Source organism: Streptomyces sp. VTCC 41912, assembly GCF_045799175.1.
Lineage (GTDB): Bacteria > Actinomycetota > Actinomycetes > Streptomycetales > Streptomycetaceae > Streptomyces > Streptomyces albulus_C.
In genome coordinates this window covers 160,259-185,860 of sequence record NZ_JBJMAB010000009.1, presented here as the reverse complement: position 1 = coordinate 185,860, position 25,602 = coordinate 160,259, and the positions used below count along the sequence as shown (strand labels likewise).

Annotated in this window: 17 protein-coding genes and 1 tRNA gene; 14 read left to right on the top strand and 4 right to left on the bottom strand. The window is 73.7% G+C overall.

The genetic code is table 11. The features are described from left to right. Positions 1 to 51 precede the first annotated feature (51 nt). The 7 genes from iolB to ACJ6WD_RS16320 all read left to right on the top strand — a co-directional run bounded on the left by iolB (position 52) and on the right by ACJ6WD_RS16320 (position 10,433). Positions 52 to 1,053, top strand: coding sequence for a 5-deoxy-glucuronate isomerase (gene iolB, locus ACJ6WD_RS16350; RefSeq protein ID WP_233657666.1), 1,002 nt, complete (start codon positions 52 to 54; stop codon positions 1,051 to 1,053). After that, the gene (gene iolD, locus ACJ6WD_RS16345; protein WP_331247075.1) at positions 1,050 to 3,041 is read left to right on the top strand and encodes a 3D-(3,5/4)-trihydroxycyclohexane-1,2-dione acylhydrolase (decyclizing); all 1,992 of its coding nucleotides are present in this window, start codon (positions 1,050 to 1,052) and stop codon (positions 3,039 to 3,041) included. The genes iolB and iolD overlap by 4 nt, the downstream gene beginning before the upstream one ends. A gap of 36 nt (positions 3,042 to 3,077) precedes the next feature. Beyond that, positions 3,078 to 4,571 carry a CoA-acylating methylmalonate-semialdehyde dehydrogenase gene (locus tag ACJ6WD_RS16340; RefSeq protein ID WP_407616022.1) on the top strand — a complete coding sequence of 498 codons (1,494 nt, stop codon included), beginning with the start codon at positions 3,078 to 3,080 and terminating at the stop codon, positions 4,569 to 4,571. 247 nt (positions 4,572 to 4,818) lie between these two features. Continuing rightward, positions 4,819 to 5,958, top strand: coding sequence for a hypothetical protein (locus tag ACJ6WD_RS16335; protein WP_407616021.1), 1,140 nt, complete (start codon positions 4,819 to 4,821; stop codon positions 5,956 to 5,958). 245 nt (positions 5,959 to 6,203) lie between these two features. After that, complete coding sequence (locus ACJ6WD_RS16330) at positions 6,204 to 8,999, top strand: alpha/beta fold hydrolase (RefSeq protein ID WP_331247073.1); 2,796 nt, start codon at positions 6,204 to 6,206, stop codon at positions 8,997 to 8,999. Then, positions 8,996 to 9,856, top strand: a complete 861-nt coding sequence (locus ACJ6WD_RS16325) for an ABC transporter permease (RefSeq protein ID WP_016571345.1) — start codon at positions 8,996 to 8,998, stop codon at positions 9,854 to 9,856. Before ACJ6WD_RS16330 ends, ACJ6WD_RS16325 begins: the two co-directional genes overlap by 4 nt. Before the next feature lie 130 nt (positions 9,857 to 9,986). Then, positions 9,987 to 10,433: a hypothetical protein gene (locus tag ACJ6WD_RS16320; protein WP_407616020.1), complete on the top strand. Its 447-nt coding sequence runs from the start codon at positions 9,987 to 9,989 to the stop codon at positions 10,431 to 10,433. A 120-nt stretch (positions 10,434 to 10,553) separates the two neighbouring features. Here ACJ6WD_RS16320 and ACJ6WD_RS16315 read toward each other — a convergent pair whose 3' ends face one another. Next, positions 10,554 to 11,570, bottom strand: a complete 1,017-nt coding sequence (locus ACJ6WD_RS16315) for an esterase family protein (protein WP_016571347.1) — start codon at positions 11,568 to 11,570, stop codon at positions 10,554 to 10,556. A gap of 414 nt (positions 11,571 to 11,984) precedes the next feature. On the opposite strand from ACJ6WD_RS16315, the gene ACJ6WD_RS16310 reads away from it, so the two are divergent. The 3 genes from ACJ6WD_RS16310 (at position 11,985) to ACJ6WD_RS16300 (ending at position 16,144) form a co-directional block, all read left to right on the top strand. Beyond that, positions 11,985 to 14,051 (top strand): FUSC family protein, encoded by a 2,067-nt coding sequence (locus ACJ6WD_RS16310; RefSeq protein ID WP_376556687.1) that lies wholly within the window; start codon positions 11,985 to 11,987, stop codon positions 14,049 to 14,051. A 174-nt stretch (positions 14,052 to 14,225) separates the two neighbouring features. Further along, positions 14,226 to 15,350: a rod shape-determining protein gene (locus ACJ6WD_RS16305; RefSeq protein WP_233657674.1), complete on the top strand. Its 1,125-nt coding sequence runs from the start codon at positions 14,226 to 14,228 to the stop codon at positions 15,348 to 15,350. 188 nt (positions 15,351 to 15,538) lie between these two features. Further along, the gene (locus ACJ6WD_RS16300; protein WP_407616019.1) at positions 15,539 to 16,144 is read left to right on the top strand and encodes a hypothetical protein; all 606 of its coding nucleotides are present in this window, start codon (positions 15,539 to 15,541) and stop codon (positions 16,142 to 16,144) included. A 146-nt stretch (positions 16,145 to 16,290) separates the two neighbouring features. On the opposite strand, the gene ACJ6WD_RS16295 is transcribed toward ACJ6WD_RS16300, so the two are convergent. Further along, positions 16,291 to 16,494, bottom strand: a complete 204-nt coding sequence (locus tag ACJ6WD_RS16295) for a hypothetical protein (protein ID WP_376443185.1) — start codon at positions 16,492 to 16,494, stop codon at positions 16,291 to 16,293. 46 nt (positions 16,495 to 16,540) lie between these two features. Further along, positions 16,541 to 17,842, bottom strand: a complete 1,302-nt coding sequence (locus ACJ6WD_RS16290; protein ID WP_407616018.1) for a protein kinase domain-containing protein — start codon at positions 17,840 to 17,842, stop codon at positions 16,541 to 16,543. A gap of 1,850 nt (positions 17,843 to 19,692) precedes the next feature. Here ACJ6WD_RS16290 and ACJ6WD_RS16285 point away from each other — a divergent pair. Together ACJ6WD_RS16285 and ACJ6WD_RS16280 are read left to right on the top strand one after the other, a co-directional pair. Further along, positions 19,693 to 20,355 carry a YeeE/YedE family protein gene (locus ACJ6WD_RS16285; RefSeq protein ID WP_407616017.1) on the top strand — a complete coding sequence of 221 codons (663 nt, stop codon included), beginning with the start codon at positions 19,693 to 19,695 and terminating at the stop codon, positions 20,353 to 20,355. Further along, complete coding sequence (locus ACJ6WD_RS16280) at positions 20,355 to 20,771, top strand: YeeE/YedE thiosulfate transporter family protein (RefSeq protein ID WP_016570856.1); 417 nt, start codon at positions 20,355 to 20,357, stop codon at positions 20,769 to 20,771. Before ACJ6WD_RS16285 ends, ACJ6WD_RS16280 begins: the two co-directional genes overlap by 1 nt. A 262-nt stretch (positions 20,772 to 21,033) precedes the next feature. Here the strand turns inward: ACJ6WD_RS16280 and ACJ6WD_RS16275 are convergent. After that, positions 21,034 to 21,109: transfer RNA gene (locus tag ACJ6WD_RS16275), tRNA-Arg, on the bottom strand. Between the two features lie 303 nt (positions 21,110 to 21,412). Here ACJ6WD_RS16275 and ACJ6WD_RS16270 point away from each other — a divergent pair. Both ACJ6WD_RS16270 and ACJ6WD_RS16265 read left to right on the top strand, forming a co-directional pair. After that, positions 21,413 to 23,188 (top strand): dynamin family protein, encoded by a 1,776-nt coding sequence (locus ACJ6WD_RS16270; RefSeq protein WP_407616016.1) that lies wholly within the window; start codon positions 21,413 to 21,415, stop codon positions 23,186 to 23,188. Between the two features lie 410 nt (positions 23,189 to 23,598). Continuing rightward, the gene (locus tag ACJ6WD_RS16265; RefSeq protein WP_331247066.1) at positions 23,599 to 25,329 is read left to right on the top strand and encodes a YfjP family GTPase; all 1,731 of its coding nucleotides are present in this window, start codon (positions 23,599 to 23,601) and stop codon (positions 25,327 to 25,329) included. The last annotated feature ends 273 nt before the right edge of the window (positions 25,330 to 25,602 follow it).

Sequence of the window (25,602 nt, the reverse complement as noted above, 5' to 3'; positions counted from 1 at the left end):
CCGCACCGCCGCAGAACCTCACTGTCAGTGGCGAGTAGGAGACTTGCAGTCATGAGCGCCGAGTTCGCAGACACCCAGCCGGCCCGCGGGCACGACACGCCGCACGGGCCCGACACCCCCCACGGCGGGAGCACCGAGCCCCCCGCCGCCGCCTCCTCCTTCCACCTCCCGGCGGGCCGCGCCGCCGCGGGGCCGTACGCCCTCGACGTCGCGCCGGAGACGGCCGGCTGGGGCCACTCCTCGTTGCGGATCCTCGAACTGCCGCCGGGCGGCGCCCACTCCTTCGCGACCGGCGACAGCGAGTGGATCGTGCTGCCGCTCTCCGGCGGCTGCACGGTCCGGGCGGACGGCCCCGACGGCGGGACGTTCGCACTGGCCGGGCGGCGAAGCGTGTTCCACGGGGTGACGGACTTCGCCTACGTGCCGCGGGACGCGCGGGTCGGGATCACCAGCCCGGCCGGCGGCCGGTTCGCGCTCACCGGAGCCCGCTGCACGCGCCGGCTGCCCGCCCGCCACGGCGCCGCGTCCGACGTGCCCGTGGAACTGCGCGGCTCCGGCACCTGCTCGCGGCAGGTCAACAACTTCGCCGCGGCCGACGCGTTCGACTGCGACCGGCTGATCGCGGTGGAGGTGCTCACCCCCGGCGGCAACTGGTCGTCGTACCCGCCGCACAAGCACGACGAGTGCCGCCCCGGCGAGGAGTCCGCACTCGAAGAGATCTACTACTTCGAGATCGCGGCCGCCCACGGGACGGCGGGCCTCGGCTACCAGCGGGTGACGCCCTCCGGGCACGGGCGCGGCACCGACCTCCTCGCCGAGGTCCGCACGGGCGACGCGGTGCTCATCCCGGACGGCTGGCACGGCCCGTCCATCGCCGCCCCCGGGCACGACATGTACTACCTCAACGTCATGGCGGGGCCGGGCCGGACGCGTGAGTGGCTGATCTGCGACCACCCCGACCACGGCTGGATCCGCTCGACCTGGCCGCAGCAGCCGGTCGACCCCCGACTCCCCCTGTACACCGCACCGGCACCGGCAGGAGACCCGCGATGACCGCGCCGACCAACGACCCGACCAGCGCCTCGACCCCTCGCCCGTCGCGCGATGCGCCGGACCGGGCGGCGACCGGCCCGGCCGGCACCCGCCGGCTGACCGTGGCGCAGGCCCTGGTGGAGTTCCTCGCCCACCAGTTCACCGAGCGGGACGGCCGCCGGCACCGCCTGATCACCGCCTGCTGGGGCATCTTCGGACACGGCAACGTCGCCGGCATCGGTCAGGCGCTGCTGGAGTCCGGCAGCGCGGCGGCCCCGGAGGCGACCGACGCGCCCCCGAAGCTCCCCTACCTCCAGGGGCGCAACGAACAGGCCATGGTGCACGCCGCGGTGGGCTACGCCCGGCAGTGCGACCGCCTCAGCGCGCAAGCCGTCACCACCTCCATCGGCCCCGGTGCCACCAACCTCGTCACCGGAGCCGCGCTCGCCACCGTCAACCGCCTCCCGGTGCTGCTGCTGCCCGGCGACGTGTTCGCCACCCGGCCCGCCGACCCGGTGCTCCAGCAGCTCGAAGTGCCGTCAGCGGGCGACGTGTCGGTCAACGACGCCCTGCGCCCGGTCTCCCGCTACTTCGACCGGATCACCCGCCCGGAAGCGCTCGTCCCGGCGGCCCTCCAGGCGATGCGGGTGCTCGCCGACCCCGTCGAGACCGGCGCCGTCACCCTCGCGCTGCCCCAGGACGTGCAGGCCGAGGCGTACGACTGGCCGGTGGAGTTCTTCGCCGACCGGGTGTGGCGGGTGCCCCGGTCCGCGCCCGACGCCGACGCCCTGGCGGAGGCGGTGCGGGCGGTCCGCGCGGCCCGCCGGCCGCTGATCGTCGCCGGCGGCGGCGTCCACCACAGCGAGGCCGAGGAGGCGCTGCGGGACCTCGTCGACGCCACCGGCATCCCGGTCGCCGCCACCCAGGCCGGCAAGGGATCGCTGCGCCACGACCACCCCGCTGACGTCGGCGGCATCGGCCACACCGGCACCGCCACCGCCGACGCACTGGCCCGGCGGGCCGACGTGGTGATCGGCGTCGGCACCCGCTACACCGACTTCACCACCGCCTCCGCCACCCTCTTCGCGGAGCCCCGGGTCCGCTTCGTCAACCTCAACGTCGCCGCGTTCGACTCCCACAAGCTCGGTGCCCTCGCCCTGGTCGCCGACGCCCGGGCCGGACTCGACGCGCTCCGCGAGGCCCTCGCCGGCCACCGGGTGGACGCCGCCTACGAGGCGGAGTACGCCGCGGCCAAGGCCGACTGGGAGCGTCGGGTGGACGCCGCGTTCGCGGCCCCCGACCCCGCCGCGCAGCCCTCGCAGACGCAGGTCCTCGGGGCGCTCGACGCGCTCGTCGACGCCTCCGACATCCTCGTCAACGCGGCCGGCTCCCTCCCCGGTGACCTGCACAAACTCTGGCGCGCCCGGTCCCGCAGGCAGTACCACCTCGAATACGGCTACTCCTGCATGGGCTACGAGATCCCGGCCGCGATCGGAGTGCGGATGGCCGCTCCGGACCGGCCGGTGTGGGCGCTCGTCGGCGACGGTACATACCTGATGAACCCCACCGAAATCGTCACCGCCGTCCAGGAGGGCATCAACATCACCCTCGTCCTCATCCAGAACCACGGCTACGCCTCCATCGGCGGCCTCTCCCAGCAGACCGGCGGCGAGCGCTTCGGCACCGACTACCGCTTCCGCGCCCCGGACGGCACGTACACCGGCGCGCCGCTGCCCGTCGACCTCGCCGCCAACGCCGCCTCCCTGGGCATGCGGGTGCTGCGTGCCACGACCGTCGCCGAACTGCGCACCGCGCTCGTCGAGGCCCGCGGCGCAAAAACGCCCACATGTGTCTACGTGGAGACCAAAACGACTGACACTGTGCCGGGCGCGCCACCGGCGCAAGCCTGGTGGGATGTACCCGTTGCCGAGACCGCGACGCGTCCGGCGGCGGTCGCCGCCCGCCGGGCGTACGACGAGCACGCCGCCGCACGCCGCCGCCACCTCTGACATCCGCTCCGCCGCACCGTACGAAAGGCCCCTCGCATGAAGACCATCAACCACTGGATCGGCGGGAAGCCCGTCGAGGGTGTTTCGGGCAACTTCGGGCCGGTCTACAACCCGGCCACCGGCGCCCAGGAGAAGCAGGTCGCCTTCGCCTCCGTCGACGAGGTCGACGCCGCGGTCCGCACCGCCAAGGAGGCGTACCGCAGCTGGGGCACCAGCTCGCTGGCCAAGCGGACCTCGGTGCTGTTCAAGTACCGCGAGCTGGTGGACGCGCACCGCGACGAGCTGGCCCGGCTGATCACCGCCGAGCACGGCAAGGTGCACTCCGACGCGCTGGGCGAGGTCGCCCGCGGCCTGGAGATCGTCGAGCTGGCCTGCGGCATCACGGAGAAGCTCAAGGGCGAGCTGTCCACCCAGGTGTCGACGCGGGTGGACGTGGCCGCGATCCGCCAGTCGCTGGGCGTGGTCGCCGGCATCACGCCGTTCAACTTCCCCGCGATGGTCCCGATGTGGATGTTCCCGCTCGCCGTCGCCTGCGGCAACACCTTCATCCTCAAGCCCAGCGAGAAGGTGCCCAGCGCCGCCTACAAGCTCGCCGAGCTGGCCGCCGAGGCGGGTCTGCCCGACGGCGTGCTGAACGTCGTCAACGGCGACAAGGTGGCCGTCGACGCCCTGCTGGAGCACCCGGACGTCGCCGCCGTCTCCTTCGTGGGCTCCACCCCCATCGCCCGCTACATCCACACCACCGGCACCGCCAACGGCAAGCGCGTCCAGGCGCTGGGCGGCGCCAAGAACCACATGCTGGTCCTCCCGGACGCCGACCTCGACCTGGCCGCCGACTCCGCGATCAACGCCGCGTACGGCTCGGCCGGTGAGCGCTGCATGGCGATCTCCGTGGTCGTCGCCGTCGGCGACACCGCCGACCCGCTGATCGGCAAGATCAAGGAGCGCGCCGACAAGCTGTGCATCGGCCCCGGCGACGACCCGGCGTCCGAGATGGGCCCGCTGATCACCAAGGCCCACCGCGACAAGGTCGCCTCCTACGTCACCGGCGCCGCCGCCCAGGGCGCCGACGTCGTCATCGACGGCACCGGCTACACCGTCGAGGGCTACGAGGACGGCCACTGGATCGGCGTCTCGCTGCTCGACAACGTCACGCCCGAGATGGACGCCTACCGCGACGAGATCTTCGGCCCGGTGCTCTCGGTCGTCCGCGTCGAGACCTACGAGCAGGCCATCGAGCTGATGAACTCCTCGCCGTGGGGCAACGGCACCGCGATCTTCACCCGGGACGGCGGCGCGGCCCGCCGCTTCCAGCTGGAGGTCGACGCCGGCATGGTCGGCGTCAACGTGCCGATCCCGGTCCCGGTGGGCTACCACTCCTTCGGCGGCTGGAAGGACTCGCTCTTCGGCGACCACCACATCTACGGCAACGACGGCGTGCACTTCTACACCCGCGGCAAGGTCGTCACCACCCGCTGGCCCGACCCGTCCGACGGCGGCATCAACCTGGGCTTCCCGAGCAACCACTGACCGGAGCCCGCCCCCGACCGACGGACGCGCCCCCCTCACGGGCGCTGCCGTCCGGACTCCCTGCCGGTCCCCCGCCGGCAGGGAGTCCGCACGTCCGCCACCACCGGCGCCGGGCGCCGGAGACCGCCGAGGCCGGCGGCGCCGCACGGCCCCGGTCCGGGGCGGACCCCGCGGTCGGGCATTGCTACGGTGCTGCTCGCGCCGCGGGACGCAACCGCCGCGCGGCACCGACACAACGGGGGACCACATGGCACAAGGCACCGCGCTGGCCAAGGGCGCGCGGATCACCGCGGGCGTTCTCTGCCTGCTGTTCTTCTTCTGGACGGCGTACTGGCTCGCCGTCGACGTGGGCGAGTTCGGCGTCGTGGGCGTCTGGGACAGCTGGACCGGCAGCCGTGCGCCGGGCACCAACCAGGTCACCGACCCGGTCCAGCTCGGCTTCTGCCTGCTGCAACTGACCGCCGCCGGCGCGGCGTTCGCGGGCCGCCGCTCGGCCGGCGGGCTGCTGGCCGTCGCCACCACCGTCACCTTCGCCACCGCACTGCAGGCCCTGATCAGCGTCGGCAACCACACCAGCGACGACCGCTGGTTCCGCAACGCCGAGACCGGCACCGCCACCTTCGACGGGGTCTTCCTCAGCAGCCTGCCGCTGTTCCTGCTGACCCTGGTCGCGGGCGTGGTGCTGCTGGCCGGGATGCGGTCCTGGCCGCGCCAGGCCCCCAGCGGACCGCCGGCCCGCCCGGCCAAGGCGGCCGGCGTGATCGGCGGCCTGACGCTCGGCGCGATGGCCCTGGGCTACGTCGCCTACCAGCTCTACCTGCTGGTGCAGTACGGCACGGACGCCCTCCCCCTGCTCTACCTGGGCAAGGGCGCGCTCTCCTCGCTCCTGGCGCTCGCCCCCGGCTGGTACGCGGTGGTGTTCCTCCTGCTCACCGCGATCGCCGGGATCACCTGCCTGGCCCGCGGCTGCGCGGCCCGCGGCCTCGCCCTGGGCCTGGCCGTCGCGCTGCTGCCCAACGCCGTGCTGAGTGTCGTCTCGTTCCTCAGCACCGACGCGTTCGCGGAGATGACCAAGTCGACGCCGGGCCTCAGCGTGATCATCTGCGCCCAGCTGGCGCTCGACCTGTTCGGCTCGCTGGCGCTGGGCGCGCTGATGGTCCGCGGCGAGCCGGTCGCGCCCGCCTGGCAACCGCCGTCGCCGGCCATGGCGTTCGCCGCCCCCGGCTTCGTCCCGGGCCCCGCGGCCCCGCCGCCGGCCGGTTGGCAGCAGCCCGGCCCGCCGCTCATGCCCCCGGTCGGCGGCCCCCCGGTGCCGCCCGGCGTCCCGCCCGTGCCGCCCGGCGTCCCGCAGCCCCCGCCGGGCGGCTTCGGCCCGCCGCAGTACTGACGCCGGGAACGCAGTGAAGACGGCGGTCACCGGTCCGAGGGCCGGTGACCGCCGTCTTCCGTACGTGCGCACGGCCGAAGCCGGTTGACGTGCGGTCAGGCCCGGCGGCGGGGTGCCGGACCACCGGCCGCACCCGGCCTACCACGGACGCGGTACGGCGCCGGCCGGGACTACTCCCCCGGGAGGGCGCCCGGTTCCGCCCCCGGGACGGGCCGCCCGCCCCGACCGCTCCCTAGGATTCAGCCATGGATCTCCGACTGCGCGGGCGCCGGCTCCACGCCACCCTGGCCGCGCTGACCCTGCTGATAGGGGGCGGCACCTGGGCGGCCGCCGCCTCGGACGCCCCGCCCGCCGTGCACCGCGAGGACCACGTCCTGACGATGCCCGAGACACCGGGCGCGGCCCGGACGGTGCGGATCGACACCTCCTTCTTCACCGCGGGCGGTGCCGCCGGCCGGCGGCCCGCGGTCCTCCTCGGCCACGGCTTCGGCGGCAGCAAGGCCGACGTCCGCCCGGAGGCCGAACAACTGGCCCGGGACGGCTACGCGGTGCTGACCTGGTCGGCGCGCGGCTTCGGCAAGTCCACCGGCACGATCGGACTGAACGACCCGGACGGCGAGGTCGCCGACGTCAGCCGCCTGATCGACTGGCTCGCCAAGCGCCCCGAGGTGCGGCTCGACAAGCCCGGCGACCCGCGCGTGGGCGTCGCCGGCGCCTCGTACGGCGGCGCCGTCGCGCTGCTGGCCGCCGGCCACGATCCGCGGGTCGACGCCATCGCCCCGCAGATCACCTACTGGAACCTCGCGGACGCCCTGTTCCCCAACGGGGTGTTCAAGAAGCTGTGGGCCGGGATCTTCTTCACCACCGGCTCGGCCGCCCCCACCGGCGACCCGACCGGCGCGTCCGCCGCACCCACCCCGGCCGGCCCCGCCGCCCCACCCGGCCCGTCCGACTCCGCCAACCCGGCCGGTCCCGCCGGCGCGTCCGCGACCGCCGGCGGCTGCGGACGGTTCGCGCCCGCCCTCTGCGCGATGTACCAGCGGGTCGCGGTCAGCGGGAAGCCGGACGCCGCGGCCCGCCACCTGCTGGCGGCCCGCAGCCCGTCCGCCGTCGCCGACCGCATCAAGGTGCCCGCGCTGCTGATGCAGGGCCAGACCGACTCGCTGTTCCCCCTCGACCAGGCCGACGCCGCGGCCCGTGCGCTGCGCCGCAACGGCGCCCCCGTCGCCGTCGACTGGATCGCCGGCGGGCACGACGGCGGCGACCGGGAGACCGCCCGCCTCACCGCCCGCACCACGGCCTGGTTCGACCGCTACCTCAAGGGCGACCGGCACGCCGCCACCGGGCCCGCGTTCCGGGTCAGCCGCACCGGGGGAGTGGACTCCACCGCCGGCACCGTACGGCTGCGCGGCGCCAGCGCCGACCAGTACCCGGGCCTGGACCACGACCCGCGCCCGATCCCGCTGACGGGGCGCGAGCAGCGCTTCGCCAACCCCGCCGGCGCCGCCCCGCCGGCGATCTCCGCGGTGCCCGGCGCCGGTGCCCTCGGCAACCTCTCCGCCCTCGGCGCCGGCGGCCTCTCCCTCGACTTCCCGGGCCAGTACGCGCACTTCGACTCCGCACCGCTGCGCGGCTCCGTCCACCTCACCGGCAGCCCCACCACCACGGTCCGGATCCGCTCCAGCTCCCCGGACGCGGTGTTCTTCGCCAAGCTCTACGACGTCGCCCCGGACGGCCGCCGCCAACTGCTGCCCTCCCAACTGGTCACGCCGTACCGCGTCGAAGGGGCGGGGGACGGCCGCACCGTGCGGCTGCGCCTGCCCACCGTCGACCACGACTTCGCCGCCGGCCACCGGCTGCGCCTGGTCCTGTCCGCCACCGACCTGGCCTACGCCACCCCGGTCGAGCCCGCCACCTACACCGTCTCCCTGGCCGGCGGCCCGGCGGCCACCGGCACCCTGGAGGTGCCCACCGCGCCCGAGGTGCGCAGCGCCGCCGCCCCGCTGCCGGCCTGGACCTGGGCGCTGCCCGCGGGCGCCGCGGCCCTCGCCGCGCTGCTGCTGCTCACCGCCCGCCGCAGGACCGCGGCGCCCGCCCCCGACCCGGCCCTGGCCGACGTCCCGCTGCAGATCACCGACCTGACCAAGCGCTACGCCAAGTCCACCGACCGGTACGCCGTCCGCGACCTCACCTTCCGCGTCGAACGCGGCCAGGTACTGGGGCTGCTGGGACCCAACGGCGCCGGCAAGACGACCACCCTGCGGATGCTGATGGGCCTGATCCGGCCGGACGGCGGGGAGGTGCGGGTGTTCGGCCAGGCGATCCGGCCGGGCGCGCCGGTGCTGTCCCGGGTCGGCGCGTTCGTCGAGGGCGCCGGCTTCCTGCCGCACCTGTCCGGCCGGGCCAACCTCGACCTGTACTGGCAGGCGACCGGCCGGCCCGCCGCCGACGCGCACACCGAGGAGGCCCTGGAGATCGCCGGCCTGGGCGACGCCCTCCAGCGCGCGGTGCGCACCTACTCCCAGGGCATGCGGCAGCGCCTGGCCCTCGCCCAGGCGATGCTGGGCCTGCCGGACCTGTTGATCCTCGACGAGCCGACCAACGGCCTGGACCCGCCGCAGATCCGCGAGATGCGCGAGGTGATGATCCGCTACGCGGCGGCCGGACGCACCGTCATCGTCTCCAGCCACCTGCTGTCCGAGGTCGAGCAGAGCTGCACCCACCTGGTCGTCATGGACCGCGGCCGGCTCGTCCAGGCCGGCCCGGTCGGCGACGTCGTGGGCTCCGGCGACACCGTGCTGATCGACGTCGGGGACGCCGCGCCGCTGTCCGACGCCGTCGTGGAGAAGGTCGCCGCGCTGTCCGGCGTGGACTTCGCGGCCCGCGCCGACGAGGGCCTGCTGGTCCGGCTCGCCGCGCCCGGCGGCACCCCGCAGCTGCTCGCCGACCTCGTCCGGATGGACGTCCCGGTGCACCGCGTCGGCCCGCACCGCCGCCTGGAGGACGCCTTCCTCACCCTGATCCAAGGAGACGGACGATGACCGCGACCACCCCGGCGGCGGCGCCCGGCTACCGCGCCCGGCGCACCCTGCCGCTGCGCGTCGAGGCCCGCCGCCAACTCCGGCGCCGCCGCACCCTGGTGATCGGCGCGATCCTGGCGCTGCTGCCGTTCGTCCTCGTCGCGGCGTTCGCGATCGGCGGCGACCCCGGCACCCGTTCCACCGGCCGGATCAGCCTGATGACGACCGCCACCGCCTCGGGTGCCAACTTCGCCGCCACCGCGCTGTTCGTCTCCGCCGGTTTCCTGTTGGTGGTGCCGGTGGCGCTGTTCTGCGGCGACACCGTCGCCTCGGAGGCGAGCTGGTCCTCGCTGCGCTACCTGCTGGCCGCCCCGGTGCCCCGGGCCCGCCTGCTGCTGAGCAAGTTCACCGTGGGGCTGGTCTTCAGCGCCGCCGCGATGCTGCTGCTGCCGGTGGTCGCCCTGGCGGTGGGCACCGCCGCGTACGGCTGGGGGCCGCTGCAACTGCCCACCGGGGGCGCGCTCGCCCCGGGCGACGCGGTGCTGCGGCTGGCCGTGGTGACCGGCTACGTCTTCGTCAGCCAACTGGTCACCGCCGCGCTGGCGTTCTGGCTGTCCACCGTGACCGACGCGCCGCTGGGCGCGGTCGGCGGCGCCGTCGGACTGACCATCGTCGGCAACGTCCTGGACCAGGTCACCGCGCTCGGCGACTGGCGCGCGGTGCTGCCCGCCCACTGGCAGTACTCGTGGGCGGACGCGCTCCAGCCCCAACTGGAGTGGACCGGGATGCTCCAGGGCGCCTCGGTGTCGGTCTCCTACGCGCTGGTGCTGACCGCGCTGGCCTTCCGCGGCTTCGCCCGCAAGGACGTGGTGTCCTAGCCGGCCGGGCCCCCGGGCCCGGCCGCCCGGCCACGAACACCTGTCCCCTTTGCCCGGGCCGCCCCGGAACGCAACCTTCCGTCGGGTGTGCGTGTCTAGGCAGTAACCCGCCCGAAGGTGAGGACCTGCCATGTCCCGTACCGCACCGCATCCCACCCGCGTCACGACCGCCGTCGCCGCCTGCGCCGCGGCCCTCGCCCTGACCCTCGCCGCCACCGGCCCGGCCGCCGCCACGGTCCGCAGCGACCCCAACGGCCGCCACACCGCCGCCGAGGTCCACCGCTTCCTGACCGGCTTCTACGGCCACCACGGCCCCACCCGCCACCAGCGCGACCACCAGGTCTCCGCCCACCTCAAGGACCGCGCCGCCCACACCGACGGCTACGACCTGCTGCTCTGCGCCCAGAACGCCCCGCGGTCGATCACCGTCGGCAAGGTCACCACCGCCCAGTCCGCGGGCGTCGGATGGGCCACCGTCACCACCCACTGGGACGGCGGAACCCGCCGTTCCTTCACCGCCTACGTCGGCCTGGACTCCCACCCGATCACCCTCCAGGACGTCGACTGCGCACCGTGACCCGGCGTACGACGAGGGCGGCCGCCGCGGACCGGTGTCCGCCGCGACCGCCCTCAGGGCCGTGCTGCCCTCAGGGCCGTGCTGCCCTCAGTGCCGTGCTGCCCTCGGGGCGTGCCGCCCTCAGCCGGTCGGCCCCTGCATGTGGGCGCTGACCCACTGCATCGTGCCCATGCCCAGGCCCTGGACGTAGGTGGCGCCGCTGTGCGTGCCGTCCGGCACGACCTGCAGCCGGGTCTTCACCGGTCCGCGGCCGTACTGCGCGATGAACTTCCGCACCTTCGGCAGCACGGTGTTCTCCTTGGAGCCGTCCTGGAAGGCCAGGTAGACGTCCGGCCCGCCGCGGGCGATCAGCTGGTGCGCCAGCACCTCGGGGTTGTTCGCCCGCATCGCCGACAGGTGTCCGCGCCACAGCGGCGAGTCCGGCACGATGTCCGGCCCGTTGGGGATCGCCACCTTGAAGTCCTTCGGGTTCTGCAGCACGTTCTTCAGTGCCGAGAAGCCGCCCGACGAGGAGCCCATGATGCACCAGGCGTTGCGGGTCTTCAGGGTGCGGAAGTTCTCCCGGACGAGGTCGGGGACGTCCTTGCTCAGCCACGTCCCGATCTTCGGCTGACCGGGGATGTCACTGCCGTCGTAGTACTGCTTGTCGTTGGGGTTGAGCACCGGCATCACGACGATGAAGGGCAGGCTCTTGCCCTCCTTCGACCACGTGGCGAGGCTCTCCTCCAGCTTGAGGTCGGCACCGATCCAGTAGTTGACCGGGTAGCCGTAGGCGCCGGGCAGCGCCTCCATGACCGGGAAGCCCTTGTTCGCGTTCTTCTTCTCGTAGTACTCCGGCGGCGCCCAGACCCATACCTTCCCGGTGAAGCCGGACTTCTTGCCGTGGTAGGTGGTCAAGGCTATGGGAGTGTTCCCGCCGGCCCCGCCGACCTTGCTGGTCTCCTGGAAGCTGATGGGGTGGGTGGGCATCTGCACCAGCGAGTTCTTGCTGGTCGGCGCGGTCTGCATGGCGGCGCCCGTCCGGGGGCCACTGAACCGTACGGGGGTGGCCTGGTCGCTCGTGGCGCAGCCGGCCGTGGTTCCGAGTACGGTCAGGGCGATCAAGGCGATCACCGGTTTGAAAAGGGATGTGCGCACGGGACCTTCTCCTTGGCGGACCGGCCGGGAGTTGTCCCGACCGGCCAGCAAGAGGGGGCCGGACGGGGACAGGTTTCCCTCCCGCGGTGTCTGCTTCCTCGCACCGTCCCGGCCCGAAACCGGCAACCCCGCTCTGACCTGTGGTGTTTACGCTCAACGGAGACCTGGTTTACCGTGATTTTCCCGGTGCGGGCGCACCGCTGACGCCGGACGGACCCCCGCGCGCCCCTCTTTCCGCACCCCGGCGCCCGCCCGCGCCCCGGCGCTCCTTCCCCCTCCGGAACCCCTCCGCGCGCCCTTCCCCGGCCCGCCGCTCACCCCGTCCGCACCCCGTCGGGCAGGCATCCGGGTCGCCCTCCCGCTCCCGCCGCCCGACACCCCGTCACCCCAGCTCCCGGCCCGTATCCTCTCGCTATGACCTGGTCGCGCGCGCTCAAGGAAGCCGCCCGCTCGGGGCTGACCATCGAACGGGCCAAACTCACCCCGCTGGTCGCGATCCGCGGCACCGCCGGCGTGGCCGTCGTCATCGGCCTGTGCCTGTGGCAGGGCAGCCCCGCCCTCGCCGTCTCCTCCGCCTTCGGCGCGTTCTCCGCCGGCATCGCCACCTTCCAGCGCAGCATGCGCCCCCGGCCGGTCCTGGCGCTGGCCGTCGCCGGCGCGCTGGCGGTCTCCACCTTCCTCGGCTACCTGGCCGCCGCCCACCTCGTCGCGTTCGTCCTGCTGCTCACCGGCTGGACCTTCCTGGCGGGCCTGGCCTGGGCGATCGGCCCGGTCTCCGGCCTCATCGGCACCCAGACCGTGGCGATCATGCTGATCACCGTCACGCTCCCGACGTCCGTCCTCGGCGCCCTCGCGCACGCCGCGCTCATCGCCTTCGGCGGCCTCGTCCAGGCCACCCTCATCGTCCTCTTCCCGGTCCGCCCCTGGGGCATCCAGCGCGACGCCCTCGCCGACGCCCTGGCCGCCGAGGCCGACTACGCCCGCCGGCTGCGCCACGACCCGGTCGCCCCCTTCGACCCGGCGCCCCTGATGGACGCCCGTCTCGCCTCCGCCGTCACCCCCCGCCAGGCCAAGCGCCGCCCGGTGCAACTGCACGGCCCCCGGGGCCTCGCCGAACGCGTCCGCCCGGTGCTCGCCTCACTGGCCGACCCGGTCGTCGGCGCCCCCCTGGAAGGCCCCGAACGCGACCGCGCCCGCGAACTGCTCGGCGCCGCCGCCACCGTCCTGGACGCCGTCGCGCACGCCGTGCGCCACGACCGACCGGTCCGGCTGCCACCGGAGGCGACGGCCGCCCTCGAAGTCCCGGCCACCGGCCCGATGCTCACCGGCCCCGCCCGCCGGTCCGCCTACCGCCTGATCTCGCTCCTCGCCGACGCCGTCGAACTCACCGACGAGCCCGTCGAGGCCACCCGCCCCACCACCGAGGCCGAACGCGGCCACCTGCTGCGCCCCAGCGTCCCCAGACTCGTCCCGGTCGCCCTGCGCGCCCTGCGCCGCGAGTCCCGCTGGTCCTCCCACGTCCTCCGGCACGCCTTCCGCGTCGCCGCGGTCGCCGCGACCGGCTACGTGCTGGCCACCGCCCTGCGGTTCGGCCACGGCTACTGGGCGCCGCTCGCCTCCGTCATGGTGATGCGCCCCGACTTCGCCCAGACCTATTCCCGCGGCGTCGCCCGCTTCGCCGGCACCCTCGTCGGCGTCGCCGTCGCCGGCGCCCTGATGGCCCTGGCCCACCCGGGCGTGTACGTCAGCGCCGCCCTCGCGCTGGTCTGCATCTTCCTGATGTACCTGCTGATGCGCACCGGTTTCTCGGTCACCTCCGCCTGCGTCGCCGGCTACGTCGTCTTCCTGCTCGGCATCGTCGGCGCCGGCTGGGAGCAGACCGTCCAGGAACGCATCGTGCTCACCCTCATCGGCGGCGTCCTGGCGATGCTGTCCTACGCGCTGTTCCCCGCCTGGGAGACGCCCCGGCTCCGCGACCGCCTCGCGGACTGGCTCACCGCCAACGGCCGTTACGCGCTCGCCGTCCTCGACGGCTACGCCCGGCCCGCCGAACGCCGCCCCCGGCAGGTCCGCGAGGCCCTGCTGGACGCCCGCGCGGCCCGCGCCGCCTGGGAAGCGAGCGAGGCCCGCGCCGAGAAGGAGCCGGTCCGGCACCGCGGCCTCTCGCTCCCCGCGGCCCACGCCGCCAGCGTCGCGCTGGCCACCATGGGCCGGGTCACCATGATCGTCGAGGCCCATCCGCCCGACCCGACCGCCGCGCCCTCGCCCGGCGCCGCCGCGTTCGCCGCGGCCCTCGGCCCCGCCCTGGACCGCGCGGACCGCGCCATCCGCGACGGCACCCCCCTCGACTGGAGCGCACCGCACGGGACTTGGGCCCAGTGGAACGCCGAGGGCGAGCACACCGGCGTCGCCGTCCGCGCCTGCGAACTCCTCCTGGACGCCCTCGACGACCTCGCCGAGGCGCTGCCGCCCGACCCCTGACCCTCAGCCCTCCGCCCCCGCTCCTTGCCGCCTCTTTACCCCGCAGACCGCCCCCGCAGGAACCATTCAGCACCCCCAGTAGTCTAGATAATTGCCCGTAATTAGCGTCATTGGTAAGCCAATGGCGCTCTCTGCGGCGCAATGTCCTCCCGAGAGAGAGCAAACGAACTCCCCATGGCCGCCAGCACTTCGTCCGGTACGTACGACATAGGCATCGACCTCGGCACCGCCAACACCCTCGTCTACGCCCGCGGCAAAGGCGTGGTGCTGAACGAGCCGTCCGTGGTCGCCGTCAACGCCGCGGGCGACGTGGTCGCCGTCGGCTCGGAGGCCAAGCGCACCATCGGCCGCACGCCCTCCGGGATCACCGCGATGCGCCCCCTGCGGGAGGGCGTCATCGCCGACTTCGAAGCCGCCGAACAGATGCTGCGCGCCCTGATGAAGAAGGCCCTGCCCAGCCGCCGCTTCGCCCGCCCCCGGGTCGTCATCTGCGTCCCCTCCGGCATCACCGGCGTCGAACGCCGCGCCGTCATCGACTCCGCCCGCGGCGCCGGCGCCCGCGAGGTCCACCTCATCGAAGAGCCGATGGCCGCCGCGATCGGCGCGGGCCTCCCGGTGGCCGAACCGGTCGGCTGCATGGTCGTCGACATCGGCGGCGGCACCACCGAGGTCGCCGTGGTCTCCATGGGTGGCCTGGTCACCGCCCAGTCCGTACGGGTCGCCGGAGACGCGATGGACGCCGCCATCTCCACGTACATCAAGAAGGAGCACGGCCTGGCCATCGGCGAGCGCACCGCCGAGGAGATCAAGATAGCCATCGGCTCGGCCGCCTGGACCCCCGAAGAGGACCTCCCCGCCGCGCCCGCCGTCCCCGCCGCGGACCCCGACGCCGAAGACGCCCCCGCCCCCGCACCGCACTCGTTCACCGTCCGCGGCCGGGACCACCTCAGCGGCCTCCCCCGCCTCCAGGAGATCACCGCCGAGGAGATCCGCACCGCCCTCGCCGAACCCGTCGAGGCCATCGTCCGCGCCGTCCACCGCACCCTCGACGAGTGCCCCCCGGAGCTCTCGGGCGACATCATCGAACGCGGCATCGCCCTCACCGGCGGCGGCGCCCTGCTCCGCGGCCTGGACCGCCGCCTCCGCCAGGAGATGGGCGTCCCCGTCGTGGTCGCCGACGCCCCCCTGGACTGCGTCGTCAACGGCACTGCCAAGTGCGTCGACGAGTTCGCCTCCCTCCACGGCCTCCTCACCGGCGCAAAGGACGAACCCCGCAAGGCGGTCCGCCTCGGCCTGTAGCGCGACGGCTCCCGCGCCCCCGCCCCTCCCGACCGCCGGCCGGGGGGCGGGGCCGGTCCCGCGGATGCGGTGGGGACGGCGAGCAGCCGGAGTTTCTCCGAAGCAACCGGAGAGGTGGCCCCGTCGCCGACCGCTTTGCGTTCGGCGAGGAATGTTGCAAGGTTGACGTCACGACAGCGAGTCAAGGCTTGGCAAAAGGGGCCCGGACCCTCACTCCCGGCGAGTATGAGCAGGCTTACGACCGCCTCACCGCCGTGGTCCGCCGCTCCGGCACCCGACTCGACGCAGACACCGCCCACGACGCCTTGGCCGAAGCCCTGGCCGTCATCGGCGTGACGGCCCCGCCCGCCGACCCCCCGTCGGAAAGCCGCACCACAGGACGGACGGCTGACACGGTGACGTGGCTCCTCGGCAACGACGAGGGCGCCCAGCACGGCGGGTTCGTCCTCGGCCGGCTTGCCGACGGCACCGTCCCGGCCTTCGTCTCTGGCCACGTGCAGTACGAGCGTCGGTTCGCCGACGACTCCACCACATACGGCGGCACGTGGACCGGCCCCGGCCCTGACGTCCCGACAGGGCCGCCGCTAGCCCTCGTCCCTGGCTGTACGTGCGGATGGCGCGGCCCTGATCTCCCCTACGAGCCCGCGGGAGGGCGCTGCGGCAACGGCACGTGCTACGACGGGCAGGGCGTCGAGGCGCACCGGCTGTGGAAGGCGCACGCGCAGGCCGCACTGCTCGCCGGCATCCCCACGGAGTGCGAAGGCCACCTGTCCGCAGTCACCGCATCGGCGTGACGAGGGCGGCAGCCGCACCGCCCAACTGTCCAACTGCCCTTGCCGTTCGGCTGCGGCGCCCGGCCGGAGCGCCAGCGGGCACGCAGCGCACAGTGGAGTCGTCCTGCCGCGTGCCAGCTGGTGCCGGTGCCTGCCGGGTGTGCTGGTCAGCCGGTCTTGGCGACGGTGAGGAGCACTGCCGAGTCTTCGATGGCGTCAAGGCCGTGACGAGCCGGGGGAATGACGAGCGGCTCACCGGCCCGGCCCTCCCAGGAGGCTTCGCCCTCGACGCGCCGCACGTGTCCGCGCAGCACGAGCAGGGTGGCGTCACCGGGGCTGTCGTGCTCAGCGAGCCCGGGACCGGCGGTCAAGGCCAGGCGATGTAGACCGTGTGAGGATCCGGGCTCCGCGCCTCTGTCAGTGCCTGCGCTTGCCGGGCTTGTCGGCCTTCTTGGGCCCTGGTTTGACGTCGGGCGCCCCCTCCGGCTTCTGCTTGGCAGGCTGTGCCGGAGGTGAGGAAGCGGTCTCGTATGACGTCGAGGGAGGCGGCGTGGCGGGGCTCGTGCTCGTGGACGGGTTGGTCTGCGGCGCCTGCGCCGAGCCTGTGCCGGGCGAGAACCACACCAGGCCCGCCACCAACGCCAGGGTGAAGGCGCCGGCGCCGCCCAGCACGGCCACCAGCCTCAAACGGCGGGGGAGCGGCAGGTGCGAGCGGCGGGACGCGGCCCGGTGCACGCTCGTTCGCCACTCGGAGTCCGCCACCGGGGCGAAGGCGCCGTCGGAGTGGGCGGTGGGAGCGGAGCGGGAGCTTGCAGGGGCGGCGGCCCTCGAACCGGTGACGTGCGGCCGGTCCTGGCGGCCGTGCTGCTGGTGTTCGCGCGGCAGCGGCAGCGGCAGCGGCTCCGGCACGCCGCGCCAGGCTCCGCGCCCGAACCAGTCCGCCACCTCCTCAGCCGTGGGTCGGCTCTCGGGCTCCTTGGCCAGCAGACCGAGCAGATAGCTTTCGAAGGCGGGCGGTAGATCGGCGCCGAGTCGCCGGGGCGGGACGGGGGCGGCATCGAGGTGCTGATGAAGCACCGCGAGCGCACTGTCCGCCTGGAACGGCGGTCGGCCGGTGAGGAGTTGGTAGAGCAGGCAGCCCAGGGAGTACACGTCGGATGCCGGGCCGGCGGTGCGGCCCAGGGCCCGCTCGGGCGCGAGGTAAAGGCTGGTGCCGACGATCTGACCGGTGGCGGTGAGCGCGGCACCGGGGTCGTCGAGGAAGCGGGCGATGCCGAAGTCGCCGATCTTCAGGGTGCCGTCGGCGCCCAGCAGGAGGTTGGCCGGCTTGATGTCCCGGTGCACGATGCCTTGCTGGTGCGCGGCGGCCAGCCCAAGGGCGGCCTGTGCGGCGATCTGGGCCACGTGCTCGGCGGGCAGCGGTCCGGAGGCGGTAAGCCGGTCGGCGAGGCTGCCTCCATCGACGAGCTCCATCACCAGGAACAGACGGTCTTCGTGCTCGCCGAAGTCGAGAACGGCGACCGCATGCGGGTGGCTGAGGCGTCCGGCGGTCCGCGCCTCCAGCCGGAAGCGGGAGGGCGCGGTGGGGTCGGAGTCGTGGGGGAGCAGGAGTTTCACGGCAACCGGTCTGCCGAGCGTCTCGTCGAAGGCTCGCCAGACCTCCCCCATCGCGCCCCGCCCGATGGTGTCTCGCAGCCGGTATCGGCCCGCTATCAGCACGTGTTCTTCATCCTCATGCCCAAAGACGTCTTGATCGCCGTAAGCCATGACCAACCGTGGGGTGCGGATCAAGGTGCGGGGTGCCGCAGCGGCCTCAGCGTACCGGCCCGGCAACCCTGTCCTTCCGGGCGGCGCAGAGCCCGGCGGCTACAGAGCAGTCCCGCCGGAGGACAAGGTGGGTTGGTGACCGTCTCTCGCCATCAGTGACATTCCAGGGGCACAGGGCGCTGGAAGGAGTGACCCGATGATGAGGGTCGAGGCGCTCGCTCTCCTGCGGAGGTCCGCGGGCGCCGACCGCAGGAGCGGGCTGGTTCCCCCCGTGCCGGCCCGCTCCCGCGCGCATACGGCAGCCCGGGCGTCCCACGTGGCAATGCCCCGCGGGCTGCCGTCATCAGTGGACGGCTTGCCCGGCATTCACGTTGGCGACGAGCGACTGTCAGTTCTGCATCCGGAGGATCTTCGCGCCAAGGCATTCTTTGGTGCAGCGGGTTCGCAGAAAGTGGATGAGGACGTCAGAAGAAGCGGATGCTGTCATGCCGAGCGCTGGCACTCCGGAGTTCTGAAATCCGTGTTCTCATGGCCCGATAACCAACACCCTGCACTCAGGGGACCCAAAGCGAGCGCACTCGGATCACTGTCTCATGCCGGTCTTTTCACCCAATCGACGAGCCGAGCCCAGTAGCCGCCCCTCGATCGGTCCGGGCGACTCCCTGGGTACCCAGGAGCGTGTGCGCGTCGCGACGCCCCGCTCTGTCGGGCCGGCACGGATTCCGATCGAGTCGTCGCCTCGACTGTGCGTTCACGCTTGCGCTCCGCGGGCTCGCACGTGCACCGCTGAGCCGTTGGCACACCCATGAGAACTTGGTCCACATGCCTTCCGCAGCCCTCATGGGTCAACTTCCGGCACGACCGACAGACAGCACGTTGACACATGATTACTCTCCCTTGGCCCTTCGTTTGACATATGCGACATTTACGCCATCGCCGCAAGGAACTCCAGAATTTACATCCTTTCCATAAACGGCTGACTTGCGCCAGCGCGGGCCGCGATCGCGAAGTCGAATCACAGCCCAAGCGGCCTCGCCGGCGGTCGCAAATATCCGGACACGAGAGACAGACGCCGCAAATCCGTCGCGGAGAATTTCTCACCAAGTAGTGCCAAGTGGCCTGTTTGGAAAAATTCCCCGAGTTGCTCGGCACGCCGAAACAATGATTGCATCGCGCCCGGTCGAGGAATTGAGGCACAGCGCCTTCTGCCACTGCCCGCCACCGCATTGCTTTTCAGGCCGTCGACCGGGCCGGCGGGGGCAGGAATCGAGAACAGCAACCGCTCTCCCCCAACGGGTGGTACGCCAGTCAGGAGGGAGCAACGTGGGTTGCTCACACGCCGCAGGATGCCCCCTTTTCCCCCTACTTAGGGCGAGCTTGCAAGGTTGGCGCGAGTACTACTGCGACAGCGCGGATCGATGGCTCGGCTGTGCGCGCTACCAGATGTCGCTCACCGGCGAGCGCGTGCCGATCAGCCTGCTGCCCAACGGAGCCCAGGCGCGGCACCTCGAAGCCCCGGCCAAGGCGGACCGATCCAGTGCCACCCGGGCGCCCCGGCCGCATGAGCAGTCAGGACCCGGAACCGCGACACCGGAGGCCATGGCCCAGTTCGGGGCAACACCTACGCGAGCAGGTGTCCGGCATCACCAACCGTCACCACAGGTTGCCCGACCTTCGGACCGCCTCGCTGCACCCGCTGCACCTGCTGCACCCGCTGCACCTGCTGCACCCGCTACGCCTGCTGCGCCCGGCTCAAAGCGCGGCTGGTGGGCTCGATTTGCCGATTGGATGAGAGGACCCGCATGAGTGCCTACTGGCCTTGGTGGGCGGGCGCTATCGGGCTCGCTCTGATCACCATCAACCACACTCTCATCACCGACCGGTCTCTCGGAGTGTCGGCCGCGTGGGATCGCGTGCTGCACTGGCGTCGCGAACGCCAACTTGAGCGGATGGACGAGGAGTTCGCCGACGACCAAGCTCTGGCTGAGGCGCTTGCCGCAGCCACAGCGGAGCATTTCGGCACCGGCACCGGCACCGGCGCGTCCACCGTGCCGCAGGAACCCTACGAGGGGTCGCAGCCGCTCGAAGCCAACGCCGAACCGGCGGCGAGTGAGCGCCCGGCAGCCACGAGCCTGCGCCCGGCCCCGCTGGTCACTCAGGCTGCCCTGCTGGTGTCGATCTTCCTCGGTGGGTTCATCGCCGCGGCCGCCTCCGGGCGGTTCCACCTCCGCTACGACATGGGCCCGGGTTTTCGGGACCTGGTCACCGCCGATCCGACCACCATGATCGCCATGCTGTTCGTGGGAGGTGTGCTGGTCGGCTTCGGCACTCGGCTGGCCGGTGGGTGCAGCTCCGGCCACGGACTCAGCGGCTGCGGCCGGCTGCGGCCGGTCAGCATCGTCGCGACCGCCGTGTTCTTCGGCACCGCCGTCGCGGTGTCGTTCCTCCTGTGGAAGGTGATCTGATGCGCACCCGGGGCGCGATTCTGCTGGCCAACATCATCACCGGACTGGCCCTCGGTTATACCGTCACCAACATCGGTTTCGGCGACTACGCCGAGCTGAACCGCATGTTCACCTTCCAGGACCTGCGCATGTTCCTCTCCTTCGCGGGTGCTGTGGTGATCCTCGTGTGCGCGTTCGCCCTGCTGCGGGTCCGCCGCACCCCAGGGCGCATCCACGCCGGCGTGATCCCCGGCGCGGTGTTGTTCGGTACGGGCTGGGCGATCTCAGGTGGGTGCCCTGCAATCCCGGTCATCCAGGTCGCCAGCGGATACCTGCCTGCCCTGATCACCATCGTCGGCGTCATCGTCGGTATCCGGTTGTGCCGCTGGGCCAACGCCCGGTACTTCCACCTCGACCGCGGCTCCTGCGGGCTGTAACCCAGCACGCATGCCTGCATCGAGGGGCAACTCGATGACCTGAAGCGCCGGATCGAGCAGGCCGGCGAGTTGCCGGATCCGCCGCGCCGGGCGCCTGAAAAATTTCACCGCCTATTCTCCGCAGCCACCCGCAGAAACTCGGCTTCAGTCGGACACCGCCGGACGCGCCCCGCCTGCCTCAGGGGGCGCTTCCGGCCCGGCATCGCTCGCTATGAACCGCCCCTGACCAGCAAAAAGGCCCTCCCCAGGGGAGGGCCTGCGCTGGCGCCCCCGGCAGGACTCGAACCTGCGGCCAAGTGCTTAGAAGGCACCTGCTCTATCCACTGAGCTACGGGGGCCGGGTGGTGGGCGTGGATCACGAACCGCGGACCAGGATAGAGGTCCGGGTGGCTCGTCCCGGTTGCTTCACCTCCGTGGCACGTTGTGGAGGTTCGGTGAAGCGATCCCGATAATCGCAGGCAGGTACGAATCCTGCACCGCTTTTGGCGCCTCGCGCTGCGGGTGTTGTGCACTCGTTATGCCTGCGTCTGAAATGTTACGAAAATCCCATATCTCGCCTATCGCGTCCCGTGGAGATTCTTACGGCGCACGCAAGGGGCTATACGCTTCAAAAACCTAACGAAATTGGGCATTCTTCACATGTGGCCACCTTGGACGTAGGACCCCGGCTGATCGACGCACTGTCCGTTCTGCGTGACCGTGTCGACGCCGCACGTTTTCCCTTGCCGCTCGGGGGCGCCGCCCGCGCCCGGCGGAACCGGGCGGAGCTGCTCTCCCAGCTGGACGACTATGTGATGCCCCGCCTGCGCGCCCCTAAGGCCCCCCTTCTCGCAGTCATCGGGGGATCCACCGGAGCGGGCAAGTCGACCCTGGTCAATTCGCTCGTGGGGCGGCGGGTGTCGGAGGCGGGGGTGCTGCGGCCCACGACGCGTACGCCGGTCCTGGTCTGCCATCCCGACGACCACCGCTGGTTCGCCGGGCAGCGGGTGCTGCCGGGGCTCACCCGGGTGTGGGTGCCGGAGCAGGACGGCGGCGGCGAGGGCAACGAGCGCGGCGAAGGAGAGGAGAAGGGTCTCGGCGGGGGGCGCGGGCGGGCGGGCGGGACGCCGGGGGCGCCGACGGTGCGGATCGAGACGGACGCCGCGCTGCCCAGCGGCCTGGCGCTGCTGGACGCCCCGGACATCGATTCGCTGGTGGCCGGAAACCGCGAGTTGGCGGCCGAGTTGATCTGCGCGGCCGACGTCTGGGTGCTGGTCACCACGGCGGCCCGGTACGCCGACGCGGTGCCCTGGCACCTGCTGCGCACCGCCAAGGAGTACGACGTCACGCTGGTCACCGTGTTGGACCGGGTGCCGCACCAGATCGCCGGCGAGATCTCCGCGCGCTACGCCGAACTCCTGCTCCGCGCCGGGCTCGGCAACGTCCCCCGCTTCACCATCCCCGAGCTGCCCGAGTCCGCGGGCGGGGGCCGCGGACTGCTGCCCGCGACGGCGGTCGCCGGACTGCGGGAGTGGCTGGAACGGCACGCCCAGGACCCCGTCGCCCGTAGTGCCGCCGCGGACCGGACCGCCTCCGGGGTGATCGCCTCACTGCGCAGCCGGCTGCCGGCACTGGCCGGGGCCGCCGCCGCGCAGCACGCCGCGGCGCTCCGGTTGGCCGGCCGCGTCGAGGAGGCGTACGAACAGGCCGCGGCGCGGGTGCGGCGCGAGGTCGCGGCCGGTGAAGTGCTGGCCGGCGACGCCCGCGCCCACTGGCACGCGCACGGGCTGGGCGGCCGCGCCGACGAACTGCTGGACGCCCTGGCCCACGGGCTGACCGCGTTGCTGGTCTGCGCCGTCGAGGAGGCCGACGAGCGGGCGGCCGGCGCCTGGCGGCGGGACCCCGCGGCGGCCGGCGTGCTGACCGCCATGGACGGGGCAGCGGGGGCCGCCGGGCGGATCGGCGTGATCGTCCGGCGCTGGCGGCGCTGCCTGGAGGAACTGGCCGATGAGGAGGCCAGGGAGGCCCGCGGCGGGCAGTCCGGTGAACGGACCGATCCGGTCGACGCCGAGGAGCCGGCGGCCCTGTTGGCCACCGCGCTGCTGGGTGGGCGCCGTGCCCGTACGGCGGGCGAGAACCTCGCCGATCTGTTGGGGGCGCAGAGCGCGGTCCGCCTGCGCGACCAGGGCGCCCGGCTGCTGACCCGGTACCTGGCGCACGCCCTCGACGGTGAACGGGAGCGCCGGTTGGCCCCCTTGGACCGCTTGACGGTGCCGCCCGACCAGCAGGCCGAACTGATCGCCGCGGTGTCCGTGGTGCAACGCGAACAGCTGCGGCGCGCACACCACCGGTCGCTGCCGGTGGAGGGGCGGGAGGCGGAGCGCGAGCACGGACGCCCGGCGGCGGACCGGTACGGAAGAGAGACGGTGACGCGGTGACGGACTCCGGGGAGCGTCGGGCGGAACTCGGGGCCGGCGAGGCCGGCGGGGCCGGCGGGGCGACGGCATGGGATGACGCGACGGGCGACGGTGGGACGCGTGGTGACGGTGGGGCGTGGGACGACGGCGGCTCCTGGGACGACGGGGTGATCGCGCGACGGGTGCGGGGCGGGGAGCCGAGGCACGGGGCGCGGGCCGCCGGGGCGGACCAGCCGGCGGGAACCGCTGGTGGCGTCGACGGCGCGGCGGAGGAGGACGAGGCGTCGCGTGGACGGCGCCGGCGTGGGGGGAGAGGGGCGGAGGGGGCGCGGGAGGCCGCCGGGGACGGGCTCGGCAGTGGGCGGAGGAACGCCGTCCGGGGCGACGCCGGTGCGGACGGGCTCGGGGAGTGCGGGCCGGGGTACAAGTGGGTGCCCGGTGGGGCCCGACGGGCCGCGGGGGAGGGGCTGCGGCCCCGCCTGGAGGCGCTGCGGGAACTGATCGCGCTGTCCCGGAGCCGGCTGGACGGGGCGGTGCTGGACGGGGCCGGCCGGGTCCTCGAAGCGGCCGACGAGCGCTACCGGCTGTCCGGTGAGCACACCGTCGTCGCCCTCGCGGGGGCGACCGGCAGCGGGAAGTCGTCGCTGTTCAACGCGTTGGCGGGGGCGCCGCGTTCGGAGGTCGCGGCGCGCCGGCCGACCACCGCCGAGCCGGTGGCCTGCGTCTGGTCGGGCGGCCGGCCGGGCGCGGAGGGCCTGCTGCGCCGGCTCGGGGTGCCCGTGCACCGCCGGCACACCCCCGCGCAGGGCAGTCCCGAACTGGCCGGGCTGGTCCTGCTCGACCTGCCCGACCACGACTCCTCGGCCACCGCCAACCGCGAGCAGGTCGACCGGATGCTGGAGTTGGTGGACGCGGTGGTCTGGGTGGTGGACCCGGAGAAGTACGCCGACGGGGTCCTCCACGAGCGGTACCTACGGCCGTTGGCGGGCTACGCCGAGGTCACGTTCGTGGTCCTCAACCAGGTGGACCGGCTGCCCGGCGACGCCGCCGACCAGGTGGTGGACGATCTGCGCCGACTGTTGGACGAGGACGGGCTGGCGCTCGGCGAACACGGGGAGCCGGGCGCGGCGGTCCTGGCCCTGTCCGCGGCGACCGGCGAGGGCGTCGCGGAACTCCGCGAGGCGCTCGGCCAGTTCGTCGCGGAGCGGGGCGCGGCGGACCGCCGGCTGACGGCGGACGTGGACACCGCGGCGGCACGGCTGCGGACCGCGTACGCCGCGGACGGCCGGGTGGGCCTGACCGAAGCCGCGCGGGAGGAGTTCGACGACCGGCTCGCCGAGGCGGTCGGGGCGGTGGCCACGGGACGGGCCGCGGAACGGGACTGGCTGCGGCACGCGGAACGGGCGTGCGGATCGCCGTGGTCGCGGTTGCGGGCCCGGCGCAAGGACCGCAGGGCACGCCGGCGGGGCGCGGCGGCGCCCCGGGGCGCCGCCGGCACGGGCGCGGTCCGGATCGGCGCGCCGCGCACCGGAGCGGGAGGCGCCGAAGCAGGGGGCGGCGGCACAGGGGCCGGGCGGGGCGTTCTTGGCGGCCGTGCCGGTGTGCGTGGGCCGGGCGAGGACGGGCGGGCGACGGCCCGGCCCGTGGTGGAGCAGGCGGTCCGGACCGTGGCGGGCGAGGCCGCGCACGGGCTCCCGCTGCCCTGGGCGCAGGCGGTGCGCGAGGCGGCGGTGCGCGGGGCCGAAGGGCTGCCGGAGGCGCTGGACGCGGTGGCCGCCGAGGCCGAGGAGGGGTTGCGCCACGGACCGGACGGGAAACCGCGGTGGTGGACGGTGGCGGCCTCGGTGCAGGGGTTGCTCTTCGTGCTGCAAGTGGTGGGTGTGCTCTGGATGGTGAGCGCCGTGACGGGGGTGGTCGACCCGGCGGAGTGGCTGTCCGGGGTGCTGCCCGCGGTCGTGGGGACGGTGGGCGGGCCGGTGCTGACCTGGCTGTGCGGGGTGGTGGCCCGCGGCCCGGCCCGCCGGTACGGGCAGGAGGCCGAGCGACGGCTGCGGGGCGCGGCGGCCGGCTGCGGCCGGGCGCGGGTGCTGGAGCCGGTGGCCGCCGAACTCCTGCGGTACCGCGAGGTGCGGGAGCGGTACGCGGTGGCGTCGGGCGTCTGAGCCGGAAGCGGGGCAGGGGCGGCGGCCGGGGTGCCGTCGCCCTTTCGGGGGGCGGAGTTGTCCACAGGGCGTGCTTCGTCCACAGGCCGCCGTGGCCCGCGTCGAATCCGTGCAGCATGGAGACAACGCGGCGCGGTGGACGCGGAACGGCTCCGCCGCAATGCGACGCAAGGCGCCGTACGCCCACGGCAATGCCGGGCAGCACCGGCGCAATGCGACGACGCCGCGGGCCACGCGGCGCAACGCGGGGCAATACGCCGGACGTTGAGGCGA

Excerpts from the sequence above, each read along its gene's own strand:
- iolB (WP_233657666.1), top strand. The coding sequence starts at position 52 with ATGAGCGCCGAGTTCGCAGACACCCAGCCGGCCCGCGGGCACGACACG.
- iolD (WP_331247075.1), top strand. The coding sequence starts at position 1,050 with ATGACCGCGCCGACCAACGACCCGACCAGCGCCTCGACCCCTCGCCCG.
- ACJ6WD_RS16340 (WP_407616022.1), top strand. The coding sequence starts at position 3,078 with ATGAAGACCATCAACCACTGGATCGGCGGGAAGCCCGTCGAGGGTGTT.
- ACJ6WD_RS16335 (WP_407616021.1), top strand. The coding sequence starts at position 4,819 with ATGGCACAAGGCACCGCGCTGGCCAAGGGCGCGCGGATCACCGCGGGC.
- ACJ6WD_RS16330 (WP_331247073.1), top strand. The coding sequence starts at position 6,204 with ATGGATCTCCGACTGCGCGGGCGCCGGCTCCACGCCACCCTGGCCGCG.
- ACJ6WD_RS16325 (WP_016571345.1), top strand. The coding sequence starts at position 8,996 with ATGACCGCGACCACCCCGGCGGCGGCGCCCGGCTACCGCGCCCGGCGC.
- ACJ6WD_RS16320 (WP_407616020.1), top strand. The coding sequence starts at position 9,987 with ATGTCCCGTACCGCACCGCATCCCACCCGCGTCACGACCGCCGTCGCC.
- ACJ6WD_RS16310 (WP_376556687.1), top strand. The coding sequence starts at position 11,985 with ATGACCTGGTCGCGCGCGCTCAAGGAAGCCGCCCGCTCGGGGCTGACC.
- ACJ6WD_RS16305 (WP_233657674.1), top strand. The coding sequence starts at position 14,226 with ATGGCCGCCAGCACTTCGTCCGGTACGTACGACATAGGCATCGACCTC.
- ACJ6WD_RS16285 (WP_407616017.1), top strand. The coding sequence starts at position 19,693 with ATGAGTGCCTACTGGCCTTGGTGGGCGGGCGCTATCGGGCTCGCTCTG.
- ACJ6WD_RS16280 (WP_016570856.1), top strand. The coding sequence starts at position 20,355 with ATGCGCACCCGGGGCGCGATTCTGCTGGCCAACATCATCACCGGACTG.